Origin of the sequence: Flavobacterium tistrianum, assembly GCF_003254545.1 — a bacterium.
In the GTDB taxonomy this organism is placed as follows: Bacteria; Bacteroidota; Bacteroidia; order Flavobacteriales; family Flavobacteriaceae; genus Flavobacterium; species Flavobacterium tistrianum.
In genome coordinates, this window is the sequence record NZ_QJRH01000061.1 from 51,017 (window position 1) to 71,533 (window position 20,517).

At 33.9% G+C, this 20,517-nt stretch carries 20 protein-coding genes; 9 read left to right on the plus strand and 11 right to left on the minus strand.

What is annotated here, in order from left to right:
• Positions 1–5 precede the first annotated feature (5 nt).
• From DMB71_RS04135 to DMB71_RS04145, 3 genes are all read left to right on the plus strand, one after another.
• Positions 6–884: a PPK2 family polyphosphate kinase gene (locus DMB71_RS04135; RefSeq protein WP_111363938.1), complete on the plus strand. Its 879-nt coding sequence runs from the start codon at positions 6–8 to the stop codon at positions 882–884.
• 226 nt (positions 885–1,110) lie between these two features.
• The gene (locus tag DMB71_RS04140) at positions 1,111–2,160 is read left to right on the plus strand and encodes a sensor histidine kinase (RefSeq protein WP_111363939.1); all 1,050 of its coding nucleotides are present in this window, start codon (positions 1,111–1,113) and stop codon (positions 2,158–2,160) included.
• A 204-nt stretch (positions 2,161–2,364) separates the two neighbouring features.
• Positions 2,365–3,078 carry a LytR/AlgR family response regulator transcription factor gene (locus DMB71_RS04145; RefSeq protein WP_111363941.1) on the plus strand — a complete coding sequence of 238 codons (714 nt, stop codon included), beginning with the start codon at positions 2,365–2,367 and terminating at the stop codon, positions 3,076–3,078.
• 2 nt (positions 3,079–3,080) lie between these two features.
• Here DMB71_RS04145 and DMB71_RS04150 read toward each other — a convergent pair whose 3' ends face one another.
• The gene (locus DMB71_RS04150; protein ID WP_111364059.1) at positions 3,081–4,016 is read right to left on the minus strand and encodes a DUF6268 family outer membrane beta-barrel protein; all 936 of its coding nucleotides are present in this window, start codon (positions 4,014–4,016) and stop codon (positions 3,081–3,083) included.
• A gap of 166 nt (positions 4,017–4,182) precedes the next feature.
• Positions 4,183–4,704, minus strand: coding sequence for a hypothetical protein (locus DMB71_RS04155; RefSeq protein ID WP_111363942.1), 522 nt, complete (start codon positions 4,702–4,704; stop codon positions 4,183–4,185).
• A 189-nt stretch (positions 4,705–4,893) separates the two neighbouring features.
• Here DMB71_RS04155 and DMB71_RS04160 point away from each other — a divergent pair, with 189 nt between their 5' ends.
• From DMB71_RS04160 to DMB71_RS04170, 3 genes are all read left to right on the plus strand, one after another.
• Positions 4,894–6,279, plus strand: coding sequence for an MATE family efflux transporter (locus DMB71_RS04160; RefSeq protein ID WP_111363944.1), 1,386 nt, complete (start codon positions 4,894–4,896; stop codon positions 6,277–6,279).
• Positions 6,280–6,356: 77 nt separating this feature from the next.
• Entirely contained in the window at positions 6,357–6,584 is a 228-nt protein-coding gene (locus DMB71_RS04165; protein WP_072973177.1) for a hypothetical protein, read from the plus strand.
• A 37-nt stretch (positions 6,585–6,621) separates the two neighbouring features.
• Entirely contained in the window at positions 6,622–8,562 is a 1,941-nt protein-coding gene (locus tag DMB71_RS04170) for an LTA synthase family protein (RefSeq protein ID WP_111363945.1), read from the plus strand.
• Positions 8,563–8,720: 158 nt separating this feature from the next.
• Here the strand turns inward: DMB71_RS04170 and meaB are convergent, their stop codons facing one another.
• The 5 genes from meaB to DMB71_RS04195 all read right to left on the minus strand — a co-directional run bounded on the left by meaB (position 8,721) and on the right by DMB71_RS04195 (position 12,427).
• Positions 8,721–9,842: a methylmalonyl Co-A mutase-associated GTPase MeaB gene (gene meaB, locus DMB71_RS04175; protein ID WP_111363947.1), complete on the minus strand. Its 1,122-nt coding sequence runs from the start codon at positions 9,840–9,842 to the stop codon at positions 8,721–8,723.
• A gap of 236 nt (positions 9,843–10,078) precedes the next feature.
• Positions 10,079–10,720 (minus strand): NAD(P)-dependent oxidoreductase, encoded by a 642-nt coding sequence (locus DMB71_RS04180; protein WP_111363948.1) that lies wholly within the window; start codon positions 10,718–10,720, stop codon positions 10,079–10,081.
• A 57-nt stretch (positions 10,721–10,777) separates the two neighbouring features.
• Positions 10,778–11,185 carry an RrF2 family transcriptional regulator gene (locus tag DMB71_RS04185; RefSeq protein ID WP_111363950.1) on the minus strand — a complete coding sequence of 136 codons (408 nt, stop codon included), beginning with the start codon at positions 11,183–11,185 and terminating at the stop codon, positions 10,778–10,780.
• Between the two features lie 145 nt (positions 11,186–11,330).
• Positions 11,331–11,795, minus strand: coding sequence for a DoxX family protein (locus DMB71_RS04190; RefSeq protein WP_111363951.1), 465 nt, complete (start codon positions 11,793–11,795; stop codon positions 11,331–11,333).
• Between the two features lie 65 nt (positions 11,796–11,860).
• Positions 11,861–12,427: a Crp/Fnr family transcriptional regulator gene (locus tag DMB71_RS04195; protein ID WP_111363953.1), complete on the minus strand. Its 567-nt coding sequence runs from the start codon at positions 12,425–12,427 to the stop codon at positions 11,861–11,863.
• Between the two features lie 107 nt (positions 12,428–12,534).
• On the opposite strand from DMB71_RS04195, the gene DMB71_RS04200 reads away from it, so the two are divergent.
• Together DMB71_RS04200 and DMB71_RS04205 are read left to right on the plus strand one after the other, a co-directional pair.
• Positions 12,535–13,446, plus strand: a complete 912-nt coding sequence (locus tag DMB71_RS04200; protein WP_111363954.1) for an AEC family transporter — start codon at positions 12,535–12,537, stop codon at positions 13,444–13,446.
• A gap of 321 nt (positions 13,447–13,767) precedes the next feature.
• Positions 13,768–14,406 (plus strand): peroxiredoxin, encoded by a 639-nt coding sequence (locus tag DMB71_RS04205; protein WP_111363956.1) that lies wholly within the window; start codon positions 13,768–13,770, stop codon positions 14,404–14,406.
• Positions 14,407–14,495: 89 nt separating this feature from the next.
• On the opposite strand, the gene DMB71_RS04210 is transcribed toward DMB71_RS04205, so the two are convergent.
• From DMB71_RS04210 to DMB71_RS04225, 4 genes are all read right to left on the minus strand, one after another.
• Entirely contained in the window at positions 14,496–16,772 is a 2,277-nt protein-coding gene (locus tag DMB71_RS04210; RefSeq protein WP_111363957.1) for a cation:proton antiporter domain-containing protein, read from the minus strand.
• Positions 16,773–17,012: 240 nt separating this feature from the next.
• Positions 17,013–18,359 carry an adenylosuccinate lyase gene (gene purB, locus DMB71_RS04215; protein WP_111363959.1) on the minus strand — a complete coding sequence of 449 codons (1,347 nt, stop codon included), beginning with the start codon at positions 18,357–18,359 and terminating at the stop codon, positions 17,013–17,015.
• 69 nt (positions 18,360–18,428) lie between these two features.
• Positions 18,429–19,121 carry a sterol desaturase family protein gene (locus DMB71_RS04220; RefSeq protein ID WP_111363961.1) on the minus strand — a complete coding sequence of 231 codons (693 nt, stop codon included), beginning with the start codon at positions 19,119–19,121 and terminating at the stop codon, positions 18,429–18,431.
• Positions 19,118–19,819, minus strand: coding sequence for an SIR2 family NAD-dependent protein deacylase (locus DMB71_RS04225; protein ID WP_111363962.1), 702 nt, complete (start codon positions 19,817–19,819; stop codon positions 19,118–19,120). Before DMB71_RS04225 ends, DMB71_RS04220 begins: the two co-directional genes overlap by 4 nt.
• Positions 19,820–19,985: 166 nt before the next feature.
• Between DMB71_RS04225 and cysC the strand changes: the two genes are divergently transcribed.
• Positions 19,986–20,513 carry an adenylyl-sulfate kinase gene (cysC, locus tag DMB71_RS04230; RefSeq protein WP_111363964.1) on the plus strand — a complete coding sequence of 176 codons (528 nt, stop codon included), beginning with the start codon at positions 19,986–19,988 and terminating at the stop codon, positions 20,511–20,513.
• Positions 20,514–20,517: the final 4 nt, after the last annotated feature.

A 20,517-nucleotide genomic window follows, 5' to 3' on the forward strand; every position in this document is an offset into this window, starting at 1 on the left:
AAAATATGAAATCAATAAACCCGAATGATTTTAAAGTTGTCGAAAAAATTAAACTAAAAGAAATTCCAACTTTATTAGATGTAAAAGCCGATGATGATGAAAAAGAAGAAAAATTAGATAAAGTTCAAGCCAAATTGAGCGATTTGCAAGATGTAATGTATGCGCACAATAAATACAGCGTTTTGATTTGCCTTCAGGGAATGGATACTTCGGGAAAAGATAGTTTGATTCGCGAAGTTTTTAAAGAGTTTAATCCGCGTGGAGTAGTGGTGCATAGTTTTAAAACGCCAACTTCGGCAGAACTGGAACATGATTATTTGTGGCGCCATTATATTGCTCTTCCAGAAAAAGGGAAATTTGCTATTTTTAATAGGACACATTACGAAAATGTTTTGGTTACACGTGTTCATCCTGAATATGTGCTGTCTGAAAACTTGCCAGGGATTGAATCTGTTGATGATATTACGCCTGATTTTTGGAAAAATAGGATTGAACAGATTAATAATTTTGAAAAGCATATTTGCCAAAACGGGACAATCGTAATGAAATTCTATCTGCATTTGAGCAAAGAAGAACAGCGCCAACGTTTGTTGCGCCGTTTGGAAGAAGAAAAGCACAATTGGAAATTTTCGCCAGGCGATTTGAAAGAGCGTGGCTATTGGGATGAATACATGAAATATTATGAAGAAGCTATCAATAAAACTTCTACAGCTCATGCGCCATGGTATATTGTTCCTGCCGATGATAAAGAAATGTCACGATATATTGTAGCGAAAATTATCTGGGAAGAAATGAAAAAACACACCGATATTAAAGAACCAGAGCTGGACGAAAAAACAGCAATTAATATTGAGTTGTACAAGAAAGAATTAGGAGAGAAGTAATTGGACAATTGAGATAATTTGTCAATTAGATAATTTTTTGAACCCCGATAAGTTTTAAAAAACTGTCGGGGTTATTTTATATTGCTTTTAAATTCCATTTGTCAAAATAAAAACGCAGTTCGTCAAACTAATTTGAATAACGCTTGTGGTTTATGCTACTTTGCTGTTTGTTTAAAAAATATAGAACTACTTTTGAAGTTAAATTTTCTCAAGAAATTATTTATAGATGATTGCAATCAATAAAAATAGGCATTGGATGTTTTTAGTCTTTTTCTGGTGTCTGTTAGGTTTTACAATTTGGGGACAGCTAATAGAAGATTACAGTTTTTGGTCTGCTTTTTCCCAGTCCGTTTTAATTTTATTTTGTTCAACCGCTTTAGCGCATTTTTTAAGTGATGTATTATTGCCTCGTGCTTTGCGAAAAAATAAAATGGCTTTGTTTGCCATGCAAGGTATTGTGGTGGTTCTTATTTTGTCATTTTGCCTCGCAACCATATATGCTGTTTTTTCAAATCCAGAATCAAGAAGCAGGTTATATCCCGATCAAGCTGATTTGAGTACACTTCAGTTTTTGTGGACACAATTTTATGGCAGCATTCCAGCGGCAATTTTAATAAGTAGCACAGCCTGCGGACTTCGGTTTTATCAGGAACATAATGTTATCGAAAGAAGTCATGCGCAATTGCAGCAAGTTCATTTAGAAGCGCAAATCAAGATTTTGCAAGATCAGATCAATCCGCATTTGATGTTTAATGTGTTAAATCATATCCATATTCTAATGCAAAGCGATGTAAAATTAGCTTCAGATTTATTGGTTCAGTTTTCGGATATTTTGCGTTATCAATTGTACGAATGCAATAAGGAGTATGTGCCTTTGCATCTTGAAATTAAATATTTAAAAGATTTAATTGCCGTTGAAGAAACCCGTTGGGGAAATGAATTGGAGGTAAAAAGCAAATGGAATATCGAAGATGGACAGCTTCAAATTGCACCACTGCTTTTGGTTCCTTTAATAGAAAATGCTTTTAAACATGTTTCCAGACTTCCAAATCAAAAAGGATTTGTGCATTTGTCTTGCGAGCAAATAAATCATCAGCTGAATTTTAAAATAGAAAATTCATATACAGAACAATATAAAATACCTTCAAAAAATCAAGGATTAGGTTTAGAGAATGTAAAAAAAAGACTGGAAATACAATATCCAGAAAAACACAAATTAGATATCCAGAAAACCGATTCTGATTTTACAGTTACAGTGACTTTAGATTTGAAATGATTTTTTAGCCACAAATTGCACGAATTAGCACAAATTTTTTAATCCGAAACGCTTAGTGATCTTTGTATCCTTTTAAAAATTAAGACTTTGCGAACTTTGCGTATATCTTTGCGAACTTTGCGGTTATTTTTTTGCCACAGATTAAAAGGATTAAAATGATTTTGAAAATTTTTAAAGAAAAAATCTACCAGAAACAAAAAAACTATGAAAATGAAATGTCTCATAATCGACGATGAACCTATAGCAAGAAACGGAATAGCAGATTTTGTTTCTAAAATTGATTTCCTCGAAACTGTCGGCACTTGTGCTTCGGCTCTTGAAGCGACCTCGTTTCTTCAGGAAAAGCAAATCGATTTGATGTTTCTGGATATCAATATGCCTTATCTTACGGGATTGGAGTTTTTAGAATCTTTAGAAAATCCGCCTTTGGTAATTTTTACAACTGCCTATTCAGAACATGCTTTAGACGGATACCGTCTTCAGGTTGTAGATTATTTGTTAAAACCCATTACTTTTCAGCGTTTTTATCAGGCTTCCTTAAAAGCAAAACAATGGCATCAAATGCTGAGTTCACCAAAACAAAATCAATTAGATCCTTTTTTATATGTGCGTCAGGAAGAAGGGTTTCAGAAAATTTCGTGGATTGATATTTTATATATTGAAGGAATGCAAAATTATGCTAAACTTCATTTTAAAGATAAAGTGCTGATTATTCATCAAACCATGATTTCATTAGAAGAAACACTTCCCAAAGAAATTTTCTTTAGAGTCCATAAATCATTTTTGGTAAATGTTACGCATATAGATTCTATTTCTGGCGGACGTCTATTTATAAAAGGACAAGAACTACCTATTTCAAGAACACGCCGTGAGGAATTATTGAAAGAGGTAGTCTATAAAAACTTACTAAGCAGATAGCTCTAGAATTTCCATTTTAGAGCTAGTGCTCCATAAAAAGTAGTAGTGAATCTTGGATCTGCAATATCTTTTTCCTTAAAGATTTCTTTAATTTTTCGGTTTGTTGTCGAAAAACTTCGAACAAGAGTAGTTCCTCCCGTTGGTTCTAAAATCCAATGTTTTCCAAATTTCAGCTGTGGTCGTAAGCCTGCAATTATCTGCTGATATCCTAGTAATGTAGATTTATTTCCAATTTTGGTTTCAGCTGTCATTCCGCTTATTTCGGCTACTGCTTTTAAGTCAAAACTATCAGACATTCGATAGCCAATTTCTAGACCTTCTGGAAAAGCAACTTTAAAATGTAAAGCTCCCGTAGTTTCCCAGTTAAAATAAATTCCAGGAAGAACCATCGGCACACCAAAACTATTAGTCAAAACAGGACCAGCACCCAAAGCCAATTTAGGATTAAATTGTTTGATAAAAAGAATTCCACCTTGAAGCAGTACATCGTCTTTATTAATTTCAACCATATCTGTATAAACACCTACAGAAGCCATTATCAATAAAGACCAAGAAGAAGAAATGGAACGCAAATGCTTGACTCCAATTTGTGTATTGAGCAATTCATCTGGAAATCCGCCTTGAAATGCTACAGGAAGATCTTGAATATTGTAATTTCTGTTTTCCATTTTGGCATAACTGCCACTAAAAAATACCGACCACAGTTTAGGATGATCGTATTTATCCATTTGTAAAGAGAGTGGTACTTCAAAAGCTAGTTGCGCTCTTTTAAAATTGCTTTCGGCATTTGTTTTTGTGCTGTCGATTGGTCTTACATATTTAGAAAAAGGGACATAATCGACTTTGAATTCGCCTGAAATTCCCGATTGCGAGCGTGCAGCAAGGCTAGCCAATAAAAAAAGAAAAAGCTGCGATAGATAAAAGACTGTTTTGTTCATGATTTGATTAATTTTTCTGCGAATTACAGCGTTCCAAACCAATCCAGAAAAATCATTTGACTACTAGCACTTTTCTTTTGACCAACGGCATAAAATAAAAAACCCGACAGACTCCTCAGACTGTCGGGTTTTTACCAAAAACAAAATAATAAATTAAACCTATTTTTTAGAGTTGAAAACCATAAGCAACACGCAATGCTACTTGGTTGGTTCTAAAATCATGATAATCTTCGTAGCGAACACTTAAGTCGATGTATTTATTGGCATAACCAATTCCTGGAGCCCATAAAAATGTGGTTTGATTGTAACCATTTGTTACTGCAAAACCGGCACCCAGTTCTCCTAAGACATAAAATTGATCTTTTAAGACAAAAGCTTTAAAACCAGCTTTGGCTGGAATAAAACCAAGATCTTTAATGTCATTTCCTGCAGCATCTTTTTTACCGTTAAATAAATTTGTAAATCCTGTAGTTAAGGTCAAAGATGTTTTTTTAGAAAGATCGTACTGTAATCGAACATCTCCCCCAAGAGACCAGTCGTAATCATTGTCGGTTGGCAATCCCCCATTTAAGCCAAAACCTAATCTAAAACCTTGATCGTAATTTGTTGCTTCTGTTTCTTGAGCAAATGTGGTATTGGCAAATAAAAATGTGAAAGCAGCTAGGCATAACATCTGTAATTTTTTCATGGCTTATATTTTTGAAATTTCTATAATGTAAAATTATATGGAAGCCGTTTGGAGTTTGTTATACAATTTTTAAAAATCGTTACATAATATTGAGTTCGTCTTATTTTTGTCTTAAAATTGGGATATATTTTTATAGATAGGATAGAATTCGAAGCTTCTGACTATCTTTGCGCACAAAATTGAATACAAGTGAATTTAAAGCAGTACACCAAAGAGTTTTCGTATAATTTAAGACTGGCATATCCTGTTATTTTAGGAATGGTCGGGCATACCTTGATTGGTATTGTCGATAATATAATGGTTGGTAAAATAGGAAGTACAGAACTGGCGGCGGTTTCACTTGGAAACAGTATGATTTTTATCGCCATGTCTTTAGGAATTGGTTTTTCTACAGCTATTACGCCAATCGTTGCAGAAGGTGATGCAGAGAAGAATGACACTAAAATTCGTTCGGCTTTTCATCATGGTTTATTTCTATGTACGATTTTAGGATTAGTGCTTTTTACGGTAATCATGTTTGCCAAGCCTATTATGGAATTGCTGAAACAGCCAGCAGATGTAATTGTATTGGCAAAACCCTATTTAGGATGGGTGGCTTTTTCTCTAATTCCGTTAGTCATGTATCAAGGCTATAAACAGTTTGCAGACGGAATGTCATTGACCAAATATTCTATGTATGCCATGGTAATGGCCAATGTACTTCACGTTGGTATAAACTATGTTTTAATTTACGGAATTTGGATTTTTCCTAAAATGGGAATTATCGGAGCTGCTTTAGGAACTGTAATTTCAAGAATATTTTTAGTAATGTTCATGCATATTATGCTTTCGCGAAGAGACGATTTAAAACGCTTTTTCAAAGGTTTTAGTTTTAATGAGATAAAAAAAACAACTATAAAAAAGATTATCAGTATCGGATTTCCTTCTGCAATGCAGATGCTTTTTGAAGTGGTTCTGTTTACAGCTTCAATCTGGCTTTGCGGAAATATCGGAAAAACAAGTCAGGCAGCAAATCAAATTGCTTTGAGTTTAGCATCGATGACTTTTATGTTTGCAATGGGATTAAGTGTAACTTCTATGGTTCGTGTAAGTAATCAAAGAGGATTGATGGATTATAAAAAGCTGATTATTGTAGCCCGTTCTATCTTTTTGCTTGCTATAATTTTAGAAACCGTTTTTGCCATTTTCTTTATCGTTTTCCACGATTATTTGCCTTACATTTTCTTGAACATGGAAAACACAGGACAGGTTTTGGATAATGAAGAAGTAATTGCCATTGCTTCAAAACTGCTTTTAATTGCTGCTATTTTTCAGATTTCTGACGGAATTCAGGTTGTGGTTCTTGGAGCATTACGCGGATTGCAAGATGTAAAAGTTCCTATGTACATTACCTTTGTAGCCTATTGGGTTATTGGTTTTCCGATTTCATATTATTTAGGAGAACACACCGAATTGAAAGCACAAGGAGTTTGGGTTGGACTTTTGGCAGGATTAACTGCGGCGGCAATCTGTTTGTATGTTCGTTTTCATTACTTAACCAAAAGATTAGTTAAGAATCAGGTGCAGAATAATTAAATTTGAAAAAATATAGGCGCAGATTTCAAATATTAAATCTGTAGCAAAATAATAATCAATTACTAAAAAATAAATATATGGAATTACCTAAATTTTTACTTGGAGATAATACTGACTTTCCAGATGATATTTTTATCATTCACCTAGATTATCCAAGATTCATTATCAATTTGAAAGATGATGAGGTTGAATTTTTAGAAGAAGCGGAAGATCTAGACGAAGCTGAATTAAACGCCGAAATGGAAGGTTTAATCGAAAAGGCTAATGAGTTTTATGATAGAGAAATTAACCGCTACGAAGAATAATTTGTTTTTCTAATCTTACGTTCTTATACTATATTTGATGAAAAATTTACGTTTCTTAAAACCTATTTTCAGTTTTATATTAATCGGATTATTGATTACTACTTTAAGCCGAATCTTTTTATTTTTTCTTTTTAAAGAAAGAGTAGTGCAGACGCCAGATTTCTGGTATATTTTTCCAATCGGTCTTCGAATGGATTTGATATTGCTTTGTTATTTGTCGTTTCTTCCAGCATTGCTAATTACTTTTCTGCCGAATAAAGCGATAAAGTTTACCAATAAATTTCTGGTAATTTACAGTTTTCTGTTTCTGTTTTTAATTCTTTTTGTAGAATTAGCATCGCCAGATTTTGTAAAACAATATGACACACGTCCAAATAAGATTTTCTTAGATTACCTTATTTATCCAAAAGAAGTAGTTGGAATGCTTTTAAAAAGTTATCTGACTTCAATCATTGTGACTTTTCTAATTCTTGGTGTTGTACTGTATTTTGCTTTCAAAAAAGGAAAACAACTTTTCTACACTACTAATACAGAATACAAATTCAAATTAATGGTATTTCCATTAGTGGCTTTTTTATTGTTTTTTGGAGCACGTTCAAGTCTGACTTCAAAACGTCCTATTAATGCTAGTAATGCTGTTTTCTCAACAGATCAGCTTACAAATACTTTGGGATTAAATTCATTTTATACAGTAGCTTTTGCGGCTTATTCAATCAAGAATGAAGGAAATACAAAAATGTATGGTAAAATGGATGAAGCCGAAGCGATTGCTCGTGTAAAAAAATACATGATCGCAGGTCCAAACGATTTTACCGATAAGGATATTCCGTTTTTGCATGTTCAGCAACCAGATTCTGTCATGAAAAAGCCATACAATTTGGTGATTTTTCTACAAGAAAGTTTAGGTGCAGAATATGTTGGGATTTTAGGAGGAAAACCATTAACTCCTGAATTTGATAAATTATCTAAAGAAGGATTACTGTTTACGAATTTGTATTGCACAGGAACTAGAAGTGTCCGCGGAATTGAAGCGGTTGTGACTGGATTTTTACCTTCACCATCAGAAAGTGTTGTAAAGCTTGGAAACTCGCAACAAGGATTTTTTACATTGGCAGACGCATTAAAACAAAAAGGCTATGACACGAGTTTTATTTATGGTGGAATGGCCAATTTTGATAACATGGCTTCGTTTTTCAACGGAAATGGTTTTACAGATATCGTAGACCAATCCGATTTTGAATCAGACGGGAATAAATATGCTTTCAAAGGAACTTGGGGCTATTCTGATGAAGATTTAGTTACTAAAGCCAATCAGTATTTCAAATCAAAAGGAGACAAACCGTTTTTCTCTTTAATGTTCTCAACTTCAAATCACGAGCCTTTCGAATATCCGGCAGGAAGAATTAAACCTTATGATAAAAAGCCTAATACGGTGAACAATGCCATGAAATATGCCGATTTCTCAATTGGGAAATTCTTTGAAATGGCAAAAAAAGAACCGTATTTTAAGAATACGATTTTCATTGTAATTGCTGACCACAATACAAGAACGTACGGTAAAAATTTAGTTCCAATCAATAAATTCCATATTCCAGCATTTATCATGGGACCAGGAGTTCCAAAAGGAGCTATTTATGATAGATTGGCAAGTCAGATTGATATTCCACCGACATTACTAAGTTATTTAGGACTTCCATTCGAAACTCCAATGGTTGGAAGAAACTTAAGCAAATTGGATCCGAAAGTTCAAGGAAGATCTATTATGCAGTTTAATGATATCAATGCATTTAGAGTGGAAAATCAAGTTGTGATTATGCAACCAAATTTGAAACCGTTGCAATTTGAAATCAAAAATGATACAACTTTAGTTCCTGTAAAACTAAACGAAGATTTAGCAAAAGATGCTTTGGCACACGTTATTACAGCAGGAAATTTGTATAAAGAAAGCAAATATAAGCTTAGAGCTAATAAAAAATAGGCTCAAAGGCTCAGAGTTACAAAGGTTCAAAGGTTTTACTTTGGACCTTTTCTTTTTTAGTGAAATTGATATGCTTTGTGGGTTCTCGACTCCGCTCGAACTGACAAGATTGAGTATAGAGATTGTTGAGGTATTAAAAAGAGCAAAGCGACTTTTTTCTACTCTGAACCTTTGTCACTTTGAGCCTTTGCACCTTTATTAAAATACAATTTTAATAACTCAGAAGCAGCGGCAAAAGATGAAATTTCATTGTTTTGCACTGCTTTTTTGTTTTCTTCCAATAAAGAAACAATTTCAGGCTGATTATAAAAATTCTGTTTCAATTGTTCGTTGATCGTTTCCATCATCCAGAAATGGTTTTGTTCATTTCTTTTTTCTTGGAAGAATCCTGTTTCTTTGGTCATTTCAAAATAATCAGAAATTGTATTCCAAACTTCAGAAATGCCATCTTTTGTGAGTGAACTGCAAGTCGTCACTTTGGGTTGCCAGTTTGATTTTTTGGGAGGAAATAAATGCAAAGCGCGATTAAATTCTACTTTCGCCTGATTAGCTTTTTTTACATTATCGCCATCAGCTTTATTAATGACAATTGCATCTGCCATTTCCATAATACCGCGTTTAATGCCTTGAAGTTCGTCGCCTGCACCAGAAATTTTCAAAAGTAAAAAGAAATCGACCATGCTATGAACAGCAGTTTCGCTTTGGCCAACACCAACAGTTTCAATAATAATAGTATCAAAACCTGCGGCCTCACAAAGAATTATAGTTTCTCGGGTTTTTCGAGCTACACCGCCTAAAGTTTCTCCAGAAGCACTTGGTCTGATAAAAGCATTTTCATCTTTAACCAGTTCTTCCATTCGGGTTTTATCACCCAAAATACTTCCATGAGAAAGCGAACTGCTTGGGTCAACTGCCAAAACCGCTACTTTTTTTCCTAATTGTGTCAGATGTTTTCCAAATGCCTCAATAAAAGTGCTTTTTCCCACTCCAGGAACTCCTGTAATTCCAATTCGAATTGATTTGTTGGCATGAGATAAACAGCCTTGAATGACTTCGCCTGCTTTATCAAAATGGTCAGGATTAGTGCTTTCAATTAAAGTAATCGCACGGCTAAGAGAAGTTCGGTTTCCTTCTAAAATACCATCAATTAATTCTTGAGAAGTAGGCTGTTGTCTGCGTTTGCTTTTAATTTGATTGATAGCCGAAATATTGGTGATTTCGGGTGGTGAAATTCCAGCTTTTTCAGATATGCTGCCAGTTTGTTTATTAGAATTTGACAAAACGCACTTTTTAGAAATGTAAAAGTACAGAAAACAAAAACAGTTTCAAAAAGTTAGTTTGCCATGAATTACACGAATTTCCGCTAATTTGTTATTCTCGAACGACGTAAAAAAGTTTGCCACGAATTCACGAATTTTCTTTTTAAAATCTTTGTCTAAATATTATTCGAATTAATTCGAAAAAATAATCTCAAAGATTTTAAAAATAAAATTCGTGAATTCGTGGCTGAAAAAAATTAGTAACCCGCGGTAAATCTAACTTGATGATGTTTTGGAGTTTCTACTTCATCAGCAATAACCACCGCTAAATCTTCTACAGATAAAATACTTCTTTGCTCGTCATTGAAAACAGGATTTTCTAAGCCTAAACGGTATTTTCCAGTTCTACCTGTTTTAGTTCCAGCATGCATTTCAAAAGCAGGACTAAAGAACGCCCAGTCTAAATCTTTTTCTTCTTTGATAATGTTTAAATAATGTCTCGCTGCATTAGCTCCTGGGAAAATCTCTTTTGGAAAATCTGGAGTGTCAACTGCTTGTAAGTCTGGAGCAACATATAAACTTCCAGCTCCACCAATAGTGATAAAACGTTTAACGCCTGATTTTTTAACCGCTTCCTGAATAGCTTTAGAACCTGCTAAAAAGTCATCGTAAATATTAGGATTAGTCCAACCTGGATTGTAAGCATTGACAACAGCATCGTGACCTTTTAAAATTTCTGCCAAAGCGTCAACATTAAAAATATCTGCAGTAACCCAAGTAGCGTTTGAGGTGTCTTTTGGAGTTCTTGCAATAGCAGTGATTTCATGTTTTCTGTCTGCTAATTCATTTAAAATTGCTGAGCCAACAAATCCTGTAGCTCCGATAAGTGCGATTTTCATAATATATAAATTTATTTAGTAATAAAAAATGTTACAGTTTAGGTTAAAAAAATAGTTTTAAAACTGATTCGAAAAATCTTCCAATGAAATTCCTTCCAGCTGTTTGCTGACGTTTTGATTCATTTCGCTGTATAAAACTTCCAAATGCTGATTGATGTTTTTTCCAACAGGACAATCAGGATTCGGTTGATTTTTTGCAAAACCTAAACCAATGGTTTCAAAGGTCATTTCGAATATTTGTTTTAAAGTCAGATCAGCAGCGTTAACTGCCAATTTTGTACCGCCATTTTTTCCTTCTTTACTTTCTACTATATGATGCGCTTTTAGGTTGGCAATTTCTTTTCGAACCAAAACAGGATTTAGATTAATACTTCCCGCAATATATTCCGATGACAGATAATCATTTGGGAATTTATGGAGCAAAGTAAGAATGTGAATCGTTATGGCAAATTTACCTGAAATCATACTGTAATAAAATATGTTACAAATTTACATCTTTTTGTAACTCAAAAAACAATTTTAACTTAAAATTAATTAAAGTAATTCGAAATATAAAATAAAAGAAAATTGCACATCATTAATTATCAATGATGTGCAGTTTATTTATTGACTATTTTGATTTTTGATTGATTCCTAGTGAAGAAAAATATACCCATGCTATAAAAAGAAGTTGCATAGGTATCCTAATCCATAAATACGATACGCCTTTGCCGGTATAGTCGGCACTCTGTAAATTGATATTATGGCTTGCGGCATAAATGTTAGCTGGAAGCAATAAGATAAAAAATAAAATCAGCAGTTTTCCTGTAAGGACTTTGGTATTTGGCAATAGGAGTCCAATTGCAGCAATTAATTCTATGATTCCTGTTACCAAGACAATAGCATTTGCCCAAGGCAAAAAAGAGATCATCATTGCCATTCCTTTAGCAAAAACAAAATGTCCAATAGCAGTAAATACTAGCATAACTGCCATAGCGACTCTGCCAGCAAATGCTAATTCAAGCCGTTTAGCTGTGAGCCAGATAATAAACAGTGTTGCGATAAAAACTCCAAAAAGTATAATTAAGGTTTCCATATTTCCATATCTTTTTTTATTGTACAAAGTTGCACAGGAAAGAAACCTTAAACAATGAACTTGGGTTAATAAATACGTTTTCTGATTCGGCTTAAAGCTTGCGGAGTAATACCAATATAAGAGGCAAGATATTTTTGCGGAATTTTTTGTATTAAGTGAGGCTGTTCGGTGAATAAATTAAGATAACGCTGCTCAGCAGAATCGTTTAGCAAAGACAGTTCTCTTTTTGATTTTTTAATAAATAATCCTTCGCTTGCCAATCGGCCAATGGTATTGCCAATTTTAGTTTTGGCATAGATGTCTTGAAGATCATTATAAGAAATGCGCCAAAGTACTGTGTCGGCAAGAGTTTCGATGGTATAGTTTACAGGTAATCTTGTAATAAAAGAATCATATCCACTTGTAAATTCGCCATCAAATACAAAAGTAAAAGTTAGGTCTTTATTTTCGGAAGGAACATAATATCTAAGAATTCCTTTTTCTATAAAAGAAAGATAATTTTCTATGTGGCCGGTTTGAAGTATTGCTGTTTTCTTTGAAAATTCCTGACGAATAAGTTTTGAGGAAAAGATGTTCCAGTCTTCATCAGAAAGTTTGGTCATTAGTTCAAGATTATCCCTTATTTGTTGCATAGATTTTTTAGAATTACATATTAAAAGTAACAAAAAACTCAAAGAGAGGCGATAATTTGTTCAGCGCATCAATATATAATTTCCTATTTTTGTCTTGAAGCCATGATATGAACAACTTTATATTAATATTTCTCTTTCTTTCGCTGGGTTTAGCTCTACAGCACGTAAAGCAGTTTCCTACTCATATCTATAAGACGTTCAATAAAATTGTTATTTATGTCTGTCTTCCTGCAATTACTTTATATCATATTCCGAAGATAAAGTGGAGCAGCGAATTGCTATTTCCGATTGGAGCGGGGTGGATTACTTATATTCTGGCTTTTATTTTTTTTCATTTTTTAGGAAGAAGAAATGGCTGGTCTAATAAATTAATCGGATGTTTGATTTTAACGGCTGGCTTAAGTAATAGCTCTTTTCTTGGATATCCGATTATCGAAGCTTTATTTGGAAAGAAAGGTTTAGAAACGGCCGTGTTGGTTGATCAGCCAGGAACTTTTGTGGTGGTTTCGACACTTGGCGTTTTCACCGCGGCTTTTTATTCTAAAGGAAGTCCGAATGCATTAGGGATTTTCAAAAAAATCATCACGTTTCCGCCATTTCTGATGTTTGTTTTGGCATGTATGATGAATATTTTCGATTATAATTTAAATGAAAACTTTCAATCTGTATTATTAAAAATCGGAAGTTTGGTAACGCCTTTAGCTTTGCTTTCTGTTGGTTTACAACTGACTTTTGATCGAAAAAGCCAACATTGGAAATTTTTGCGCCTTGGACTTTTCTTTAAACTACTTTTAATTCCTTTTGTAATTTTTGTGCTCTATGTTTTCATTTTTAACCAGCATTCTGAAGTTATAAAAATCACGATTATGGAAACTGCTATGGCGCCCATGATCACAGGAGCAATCTTAGCTTCAACTTATGGATTAAAACCAAAATTAAGCAGCATGATGATCGGTTTCGGAATTCCTATTTCCTTTGTAACTCTTGCGATTTGGTACTTTGTAGTAAGTTTTATTTAATCTATTACTTATTTTTTTAATCTCGCAAAGACGCCAAGTCGCTAAGTCTTTTCTTTTTAAGTTTTTCTTTTTTTTAATTTTTTATAAAACTTTGCGTCTTTGCGTCTTTGCGTCTTTGCGTCTTTGCGAGCAATTTTTACTATGAAAAAGAGGCTTATAAAATAATTCAGGTAACATTACAAAATCTATGTTTCTATGTGCTAAAATCAGATTAAAACACTAACTAGATAGAGAATGTAGAATTTTAACTTTTTTTTACCTTTTGAATGTTTTCTAAATGCATTTTTTAGTTAATTTTAGATGAACTAAAAAAATGAAATTATGTCAACATTACGATTAGGCGATATAGCTCCAGACTTTCACGCAGAAACCACGCAAGGACCAATTAATTTTCACGAATGGTTAGGTGATTCGTGGGGTGTTTTATTTTCGCATCCAGCAGATTTTACACCAGTTTGTACAACTGAATTGGGAACTGTGGCGAACTATGTGCCAGAATTTAAAAAAAGAAATACTAAAGTTATTGCTCTGAGTGTAGATGGTTTAGACTCGCACAAAGAGTGGATTAAAGATATCAACGAAACTCAAAATACAGAAGTAAATTTCCCAATCATTGCAGATGAGGATAAAAAAGTAGCAAATTTATATGATATGCTTCATCCAAATGCAAGTGATAAATTTACAGTTCGTTCTGTTTTTGTTATCGGGCCAGATAAAAAAATCAAATTAACGCTGACTTATCCAGCTTCAACAGGAAGAAATTTTGATGAATTGCTTCGTGTAATTGATAGTTTACAATTGACAGCAAACTATAGCGTTGCTACGCCAGCAAACTGGAAAGATGGAGAAGATGTTGTAATTGCACCAGCAATTCCAGACAGCGACATTCCAGCAAAATTCCCAAAAGGACATACACCAATAAAACCTTATTTGAGATTGACACCGCAACCGAATAAGTAACTTTAAGTGACAAAGGTTCAAAGAGTCAGAGGGACAAAGTTTAAAGGTTGGGATTTTTCCATTTGGAAAAATCCCAACCTTTTTATTTTCTACGAGATCTTTGAACCTCTGTCTCTTTGAATCTTTGCACCTTCAAAAGCCATCAAAGCATTCATTTTTTTCTTATCTCCTACAACCCACAGAATATCATTTTTCTCTAAGATCAAACTAGATTCTGGATTTAGGATACGGTTTCCGTTTCGTTCAATTCCTACGACCATTCCGTCTGTTTTGGCTCTGAATTGTCCGATGCTTTTTTGAATAAACTCATCTTGAGAAACTTCAAGCTGTCGTAAAACAATATCGGTTTCTTCTACTTTTGTAGGAGGTTCGGTTTCGTTTTGAGTTAAGAATTTGGTGAATTCTGCAATTTGTGCGTCAGTTCCAATTACACAAATTTCATCGCCTGGAAATAATCGTTCTGTTTTAGTAGGAATCGGAATGGTGACTTCTCCTCGTTTTATGTAAGCAATATTAATTCCTAATTGCTCGCGGATCTTCAATTCCTGTAAAGTTTGGCCCACTAAATTAGATTCTTTTTTAATTTCGAAGAAAGACATGTGTCCATCCCAAGGCATCAAATTGGCATATCTTCTGTCGATCTTTTTGTTTTCACGATCGTTGAGGTTTTTCAAAAAGTGATTTTCAATTTTATGGTATTGCTCATTTAGTTTTTTAGGAAAAATTTGATAAGCTCCGATTGCAATAATCAGTGCTACGAAAGCCACTAAAGGAGAGAAGAAAATATTCAATAAAAACCCAACAAAGAATAAGCCAAGACTCATTCTTATCAAGATAAGCATTAAAAGTGCACCACGGTATTTGCGTTCTTCCCACAGTGCTTCAACTTCATCTACTTTTACGCGACGAAGCGAAAGTGCCCATAAAAAAGGTGCAATTACAACCAGAGTCAATAAAGCTGCCAGCGTATTTCCGAATCTTGTGTCGGCAACCAAAGGCGCTACAAATTTTGAAGACAATAATATAATGGCAGTAATAATGATTGTATGCAGAATAATTTGCGTAATCGAAGAGCGAAGTACAATCTGCCAAGTACTGACAGATTTAATTGCTTGGGCATTCACACTATAACGGTTAATATTTTTGACCCATCTTTTCGGCATTTTTGCTTCTAAAAAGAAAGCAAAGCGCTCTGAATATTTAATTAAGAAAGGAGTAGTAAATGTGGTAATTGCAGATACAGCAACGATAATTGGATACAAGAAATCGCTCGTAACTTTTAGTGACATTCCGAGAGTGGCAATAATAAACGAGAACTCTCCGATTTGTGCCAAACTCATTCCGGTTTGAACCGATTGTTTTAATGGTTGACCAGAAATCAAAGCTCCGATCGAAGAACTAAAAGCTTTTCCGAATATGGTCAATAAAGTAATTATAGCCACTGGAAGTGCATAATTTATCAATGTTACAGGATTGATTAACATCCCGACTGACACAAAGAAAACAGCACCGAAAAAATCTTTTACAGGCTGAATTAAATGTTCAATTTTTTCTGCCATCGTAGTTTCAGCGATAATAGATCCCATGATAAAAGCACCCAAAGCTGGAGAGAAGCCTACATTTGAAGCAAAAATTACCATCATTAAACATAATGCCAATGAAATAATCAGCAGCATTTCGTCGGTTAAGAGATGTTTTGCTTTTTTGAAAATAGTTGGAATGATAAAAATTCCGCCTAAAAACCAGATAATTAAAAAGAAGATTAGTTTTAAGACAGATTGCAGCAATGCAGTTCCCGAAACCTGATCGCTTACGGCAATAGTTGACAATAAAACCAACATTAAAATAGCAACAATATCTTCAACGATTAAAGCTCCGAAAACAATTCCAACGAACTTTTTTCCTTTTACACCCAATTCATCAAAAGCTCTGATGATAATTGTCGTGGACGAAATAGAAAGGGTGGCGCCCAAGAAAATACTGTCCATTTTCGCCCAGCCCATCCATTGTCCAACTGCATAACCAATTATGGTCATAAACATAATCTGGGTTATGGCGGTGACAGACGAAGTTCCTCCAACCTTCATTAGTTTCTTAAAGCTGAATTCGAGTCCTAAACTAAAAAGTAAAAATATAACACCAATTTCTGCCCAAACTTCAACACTTTTCATGTCGGTTATAGATGGGAAAAAATCAAAATGGTTTCCAGCCAAAAATCCTGCAATCAGGTAGCCCAAAACCAAAGGCTGTTTCATTTTTCTAAATAATAGAACGGCAATTCCGGCAGTCATTAGAATTAATCCTAAATCACTAATTAAAGGTTGTAAGTGGTGTGTAGTTTCTGCAGCGGCATTTAATGCAATCATATAAATACGTGGTATTTTTTTTCAGGAGCTTCATCCAGCTTTCCATTTCAAGCTTTTACTCAAAACGCATATTTTTTAAGCAGTTCCAGGAGCTTCCGTTGGTCGCTCTGTACCTGCAAAAAAATAATGCTTTTTTCGCAAAAGGCTTTCCATTTCAATCTGGGCTAGAAACACTATGTTAAATAAAAAAAGCTATCTCGATAAAGATAGCTTTTTTTGGTAAAATATTTAGTGTTTTTCTTAGATTCCTGTGTAATTACTAGGAGTTATAGCCAATAATTCTGCTCTAACAGCATCTGAAACTTCTAAAGTTGCAATGAAATTATGAATCGCATTTTTGTCAATTGCTTCATTAGTTCTTGTTAAACCTTTTAAAGCTTCGTACGGATTTGGATAAGCTTCGCGACGTAAAATAGTCTGAATCGCTTCAGCGACTACGGCCCAGTTTTTTTCTAAATCTTCAGCAAATTTGCTTTCGTTTAAAAGTAATTTGTTTAAACCTTTCAAAGTTGCCTCAAAAGCAATAACTGTATGTCCGAACGGAACGCCAACATTACGCAAAACGGTACTGTCAGTTAAATCACGCTGTAATCTTGAAATAGGTAATTTTGCTGCTAAATGTTCAAAAATAGCATTTGCAATTCCTAAGTTTCCTTCAGAGTTTTCAAAATCAATTGGATTTACTTTGTGTGGCATTGCAGAAGAACCAATTTCTCCAGCTTTGATTTTTTGTTTGAAATAATCCATAGAAACATACGTCCAGATATCGCGATCTAAATCGATGATAATAGTGTTGATTCTTTTTAAAGCATCAAAGAAAGCTGCAAAATGATCGTAATGCTCAATTTGAGTAGTTGGGAAAGAATGTTTTAAACCAAGATCAGTTTCAACAAATTTGTTTCCGAATTGTTTCCAGTCAATTTGCGGATATGCTACGTGATGTGCATTGAAATTTCCTGTTGCTCCACCAAATTTAGCTGCAAACGGAATGTTGAACAACAAACGCATTTGCTCTTCTAAACGCTCTACGAAAACCAAAATTTCTTTTCCTAAAAGAGTAGGAGAAGCAGGCTGTCCGTGAGTTCGTGCTAGCATCGGAATGTCTTTCCATTCAACGCTTAATTCTTTTAATTTTGCAATTACAGCAATTAAAGTTGGCATGTAAACTTGCTCAAACGCTTCTTTTGTAGAAAGCGGAATTGCAGTGTTATTAATATCTTGAGACGTTAATCCGAAGTGAATGAACTCTTTATATTGAGATAAACCTAATTTCTCAAAAGCATCCTTAATAAAATATTCAACCGCTTTTACGTCGTGATTGGTTACTTTCTCAGTTTCTTTAATCCAAAGTGCATCTTCAGTTGAGAAGTTTTTGTAGATGTTTCTCAAGCTTTCAAATAAACTAGAATCAATACCTTGCAATTGTGGTAATGGAATTTGGCATAAAGCAATGAAGTATTCCACTTCAACCAAAACGCGGTATTTTATTAAAGCTTCTTCAGAGAAGAAAGGTGCTAAATTTTGAGTTTTATTTCTATATCTTCCATCAATTGGCGATATAGCATTCAATTCGTTTAGAGTAGTCATTGTGATGTTGTTTTTTCGAAAGGTGCAAATATAAGGTATTGTTAAAACTTCTGAAAGCTATATTGACGCTTAAATTATGGTTTTGAAAATTTTATCCCAAATTGTAAAGTAAAAACCATAATTGTGAGACTCATTTTTATGATGATCATTATGAAATTTAGTGGTAGAAATCCATTTTGTAAAGTAATTGCTGTACCAGAAAGATGGAAAAATGTCTTTTTTTAAATGCCCAAATATTCCATAAGAAAGATTTAGAACCAAATAAATAATGATACTCAGATAATTAAACTTCAAAATTGTAATTAAAAATAGCCATATAAAACCAAAGCCTAGAGTTTCTATCGGATGAAGAACATACAAACTATACACGTTGGTTTCTACATGCGTGTGATGTAGTTTATGAATTGGGTAAAGCCATTTTAAGTGATGAACGAGAAAATGAAAAATAAACATGAAAAGATCCATCAACAAAATCAATAAAAGCGTATCAAAAACGATAAGTTTGAGAGATGCAGAAAAATCTACTTTCATAATTCCGTAACGATACAATTCAAATCCGATTAAAGTGATGAAAGTGTTGCAAAGTAGGGTAGAAATTACCCATTTTTGATCTTTATGCTTTAAAAAAGTGTTTTCAGGTTCCAGTATTTTTCCAATCAAAACGGATAAACCAATCAACACCGAATTTTCTATTAAAAAGAAAACAAAGAGCCAGAATATATTAAACGGAAATAATTGCTGTAACCAACTTTCAAAAATCATGTTGTTTTTTCTAAGTTCAATAATTTTTCTCTTAAATCGGCAACTCCTTCAGAAGCAAATTTGGCAATCGTTTCGACTTTATTTCTAAGATTCGGAATCGAAATAGGTTTTGGATCAATATAAAAAACGGGCGTTGTACTTGGCGTATAAGCAATTAATCCAGCAGCGGGATAAACTTGCAAAGAAGTCCCGATTACAGCAAAATAGTCTGCAGTTTCGGTAATGTCAATAGCTTCTTCAAGTGCAGGAACTTCTTCACCAAACCAAACAATATGTGGGCGCAATTGATGTCCGTTTGCATCCAAATCTCCTGTAAGCAAATCTTCTGTCCAATCTAAAATCAGGTTTTTATTTTGAGTGCTTCGCACTTTTAGCAATTCTCCATGCAAATGCAAAACGTTTGTGCTTCCTGCACGTTCATGAAGATCGTCAACATTTTGAGTGATAATCTGCACGTCGAAGTCTTTTTCTAATTCAGCCAAAATCGTGTGACCAAGATTCGGATTTACTTCTTTTAACTGTTGGCGTCTTTTGTTGTAAAAATCTAGAACCAATTCCTGATTTTTATGCCAGCCTTCTGGCGTTGCAACTTCCATCACATCATGTCCTTCCCATAGACCATCGCTATCGCGAAATGTTTTTATGCCGCTTTCGGCGCTGATTCCTGCTCCTGTTAAAACAACAAGTTTCTTTTTCATTTTAGTTTTATTAAAAGATAAAAATAGTGATTTCTTTATTCAAATGTTTAGTAAATAGTAAGGATTGCCAATGCTTTTTTTAGATAAAAGAATGGGGGTTTATACGCTTTGTCTCTCTTTCTGAATTATTTAATTTTAATGTTCTATTTGGTAAAAGCGTTTCTAAATGATTTTAATTCAATTTACAGGGCTTTCTGGTTCAGGAAAAACGACTTTGGCAGAAAATGTCAGGCATCTGCTGCTTCAGAATAATTACGAAGCAGAAATAGTAGATGGCGATGTTTATCGGCAGACTATCTGTAAAGATTTGGGGTTTTCTAAAGAAGATAGATGCGAAAATGTACGACGTCTTTTTAACGTTGGGCGAAGCTTGATTGAAGAAAATAAAATTGTTCTGATGTCAGTTATAAATCCGTATGAAAATGTTAGAAGTGAACTAAGAGCTTTTGAATTTGTGAAAACAGTATTTCTAGATTGTTCTATTGATAATTTGATTGAAAGAGATCCGAAGGGTTTGTACAAAAGAGCTTTATTGCCAGACCATGATCAAAATAAAATTAGAAGTTTTACGGGTATAAGTGATGTTTTTGAAACTCCAGAAAAAGCGGATTTAATACTAAAAACAGATTCAGAAACGGTTTCGGTTTCTGCTGATAAACTTTACAATTTTATAATTAGCAATTTAAATTTTTAAGGCT